Annotated in this window: 2 protein-coding genes; one reads left to right on the plus strand and one right to left on the minus strand. The window is 72.1% G+C overall.

What is annotated here, in order from left to right; all coding sequences use genetic code 11:
• Nucleotides 1-188: 188 nt before the first annotated feature.
• Entirely contained in the window at nucleotides 189-2855 is a 2667-nt protein-coding gene (locus ACIBQ1_RS61740) for an AAA family ATPase (protein WP_397292865.1), read from the minus strand.
• A 227-nt stretch (nucleotides 2856-3082) separates the two neighbouring features.
• Between ACIBQ1_RS61740 and ACIBQ1_RS61745 the strand changes: the two genes are divergently transcribed.
• Nucleotides 3083-3814 (plus strand): alpha/beta hydrolase, encoded by a 732-nt coding sequence (locus ACIBQ1_RS61745; RefSeq protein WP_397292866.1) that lies wholly within the window; start codon nucleotides 3083-3085, stop codon nucleotides 3812-3814.
• The last annotated feature ends 175 nt before the right edge of the window (nucleotides 3815-3989 follow it).

Here is a 3989-nt window from a genome sequence, read left to right on the forward strand (position 1 = left end):
GCGATCTCTACGTCACCAGCATCGACTCCTGACGCTGAGGCATGATCAGTCTCGGTCCGTCAACCCCGGAGAGACTTCCAGGCGGCACCACTTAGTAGTCAGCGATCTTGAGCGGAGAAGACGTCGGCGGGCGCGCGGGCGTAGCCGACCTTGGCATGCCCGGATGCGGCGCCTGGCCCTCCGAAATGCTAGAGCTGGTCGAGATCCAGCCGGGCCAGCTCCGTCCGGGAGGAGATGCCCAGCTTGGGGAAGGCCTTGTAGAGGTGCTGCCCGACGGTGCGCGGACTGAGGATCAGGTGGGCGGCGATGTCGCGGTTGGTGGCTCCAGTCGCGGCCAGCCGGAGAACCTGTAGTTCCTGGGCGGTCAGCTGGGCGCCGGGGGCGGCGCGGCGGCGGGTGAGCGTCGCCTCGCCGGCGGCGCGCAGTTCGCCGGCCGCTCGATCTGCCCAGGGTCTGGCGTCCAGGCGTTCGAACGCCTCCTGGGCGTGGCGTAGGTGTGGGCGCGCTTCGGCCTTGCGGCGACGGCGGCGTAGCCACTCACCGTAGGCCAGGCGCGTTCTGGCCTGCTCGTACGGCTGGTCCGCCAGCTTGTGCAGGTCCAGTGCCCGGGTGAAGTGCTCTTCCGAGTCGTGGATCAGCGCGTGGCAGCGTGCGGCCAGGGCGCCCGCCCATGCTTCGCCCGACAGCTCCGTCCAGCGCTGGAAGAGCGCCAGCGGCTCCAGCACCCGTTCCGGCAGGCCGAGCCGTACCGCGGCCTCGACCTCGTCGGCGACGATCCTGGTGGAGAAGTGCGATGAGCCGCGGCGGCGCGCCTGGAGGCGGTCGAGCGCGGCCTGATCACGCCCCTGGGTCAGATCCAGCATGGCCAGCGCCCACGTCGCGAGCAGGCCCACGGCCCGGCCGCTGTGCGTGAGCGCGAACCTGACGCCGTCCTCGGCCACGGCGCGGCAGCGCTCCTCGTCGCCTTCGACGGCGGCCAGCCAGGCGAGGATGCCCCGCAGTCCGGTGGCGTGGTGCGCCTGGCCGGTGTCCAGGGCGATCTGGAGCCCGTCCGCGGCGTTGTCACGCGCGTCGCGGTGGCGCCCGGTCAGCAGCTGGCTGTAGGCGAGCTGGTCAAGGACGAAGGGCAGCAGCCGGATGCGGCCCTCGGCGCGGCATCGGGCGGCCAGAGAGGTAGACAGGTCGAGGGCATGGTCGAGGCGTCCGGCGACGAAGACGGGGTGGGCGGTGGTCAGCTGTTCCTCGATGCTGGATGGCGACGCTTGCCGGAGGTAGTCGCTCACCAGCGGGTATCCGGTCTCGAGATCGCCGCCGAGGACGAGGGCGAGCCCGCTGGTGACGCCGGCGAGGTCATTTCCCGGCGGAAGGGCGACCCGGTCGAGCTGCCGTGCCGCCTCTGCGCTCAGCTCGGTGGCGCCCGCGAACCAGGCGTTGTGCGAGGCGGACACGAGCATGCGGGCGGCCGGCTGGGGGGCGATCTCGGCGATGCGGGCGGCCCCTTGGATGAGGATGCGGGCCGCTTGCTGCGGTGAGCCCTCGTCGAACGCCGCCGCCGCTCTGACCTCGGCGAGCCGGGCCAGGGTCAGCGGGTCGTCGGTGAGCTGTTCGGCGCTCGTGCTCAGCTCCGCGGCCCGGCTGGGCTGGCCCGCTTCGCTGGCCGCTCCCGCCGCCGCGGCAAGCCGCCTGGCCTGGTGCTCCTGGTCGGCGCTGAGCTGTGCGGCGCGCTCGTAGGCCGCGGCCATGGCCGCGTAGCCGCTGCGGGCTCGGGCTCGTTCGGCCGAACGTTCCAGGGCGTCGGCGATCTGCTCGTCGGGCCCGGTCGCCGCCACGGCCAGGTGCCAGCCTCGCCGGTCGGTGCTCACGGACCCGGCCAGCGCCCGGTGGATCGCGCGGCGCTGCGAGGAGGGCGGCCCTTGGTAGGCGGCCGAGCGCAGCAGTGGATGGTGGAAGCGTACGAGACCGCTGGTGACCCTGACGAGCCCGGCCAGTTCGGCGGGCTCCAGCGCGTCGGCGGGGATGCCGAGCGTGCCGGCCGCAGCCAGCACGATCCCCAGATCGCCGGTGTCCTCGGCGGCGGCCACCGCGAGCATCGTCCTGGTGGGTTCCGGCAGCCGGTGGACCCGTCCGGCGAAGGCCTCCCGGAGCCGCTTCGTGAGCGGGAGCGGTCCGCCGAATTCCAGTTCGCTCTCGCACGCCGCCCTGGACAGCTCGATGAGAGCCAGCGGGTTGCCGTCGGCCTCCTTGAGCACGCGCTCTCGCAGGTGTGCCGGGAGCCGGTCGTCGAGCAGCCGCTCGGCCTCCTCGCGGACCAGCCCGTGCAGGCGCAGCTCGTGCAGGCCGGCCGTGGGGAAGGCGTCGTGGTCATCGCGGGCGGCGACCACGAGGGCGATCCCTTCGGACCGCAGCCGCCGCGCCGCGAACAGCAGTGCGGAGGCCGAGGCGTGGTCCAGCCACTGGGCGTCGTCGATGAGGCACAGCAGCGGGCGTTCTCCGGCCAGTTCCGACAGCAGGGTCAGTGCCGCCAGACCGACCAGGAACCTGTCGGTCTCCGTGACCTCCGCCAGCCCGAACGCCCCGCGCAACGCCGCAGCCTGCGGGCCGGGAAGCGTGTCGAGCCGGTCCAGCACGGGCCGCAGCAGCAGGTGCAGGGCGGCGAACGGCAGTTCGGCCTCCATCTGCACGCCTGCCACACGCAGCACGTGAGCCCCGCCGGCCGCCTGTGCGGCGTGGTCGAGGAGCGCCGACTTGCCCATGCCGGGCGCAGCCTTGATCACCAGAACTCCGCTGCCGCCGGATCTCGCCTCGGCCAGGAGAGCCTCGATGACCCGGATCTCCTCCGCCCGCCCCTGCAACATCGCGCGTCCCTCATGTACCTATGACAGCTCGTGAGTCACTTTACTCATTCCTTCCGCCGCGCTCGTCTCTAGCGTCTCTGCCAGTGACCAGCGGCCATCCGGCCCGTGAACGGCACGACTCCGACCCCCACCAGGAGGCGAAACATTCAATGGTCGACATACCCGACCTGCGGGCAAAGGCCCGTGGGCGCGCCGCCGCGGGTCCCCGGGGCCCCGCCTTGGCACACGTGGAGGACCTTCACGGGCCCGACGGGCTCCCGCTCCGCCACTACCGGCCCCGCCGGCAGGCGCGTCCGCTCATGGTGTTCGTCCATGGCGGCGCGTTCCTCATGGGGGACCTGGACACCCACGACCGCACCTGCCGGCGCATCGCCGACGCCTGTGACGTCGAGGTGCTGGCCGTCGACTACCGGCGCGCCCCTGAGCATCCCTGTCCGGCGGCCATCGCGGATGTGGCCGCGGTCCTGCGCTGGTCGCGCCCGGCGGCGGTGGCCGGCGACAGCGCGGGCGGCTATCTGGCGACCATGGCCTGCCTGTGGCTCCGCGACGCGGGCGACTCCCTGCCCGCCATACAGATCCTCATCTGTCCCAACACCGACCTGACGCTCTCGCAACCCAGCGTCGTCGACAAGGGCATCGGGTACGCGCTGGACGCCGACTTCCTCGCCTGGGCCATCACGCAATGGGCACCGGATCCCGCCACCCGTCCCAGCCCGCTGCTGGCACCAGACCTGCACGGCATGCCCGACACCCTGATCGTGACTGCCGAGCACGACGCACTGCGCGACGAGGGCGACGCCTACGCTCACCGCCTGACACAGGCGGGCGTACGCGTGACGCACCGGCAAGAACCCGGCCTGATGCACGGCTTCATCCAGAACATGGACCTGACCTCCCAGGAGGCGGCTGCCGCCCACGACCGGCTGTTCCGCGACATCGCCTGCCTGTTCAGCAGGTGAGGGGGTTACCGGCACCGTCGTGCACGCGTCGCGCCAGCGGCAGTGTCAGCCCGGCAACGGCAGATCGAACACATCAAAGTAGTCGGGTCGGGAGCAGGCGAGGTGAATGATGCTCGACGGTAGGGCCCAGGGCCTTTCTTCCGCCGGTTTCCCGGTCGGCTGTGCCACTCCTGGC

Origin of the sequence: Nonomuraea sp. NPDC050153 (assembly GCF_044460125.1) — a bacterium.
GTDB lineage: Bacteria > Actinomycetota > Actinomycetes > Streptosporangiales > Streptosporangiaceae > Nonomuraea.

Excerpts from the sequence above, each read along its gene's own strand:
- ACIBQ1_RS61740 (WP_397292865.1), bottom strand. The coding sequence starts at position 2,855 with ATGTTGCAGGGGCGGGCGGAGGAGATCCGGGTCATCGAGGCTCTCCTG.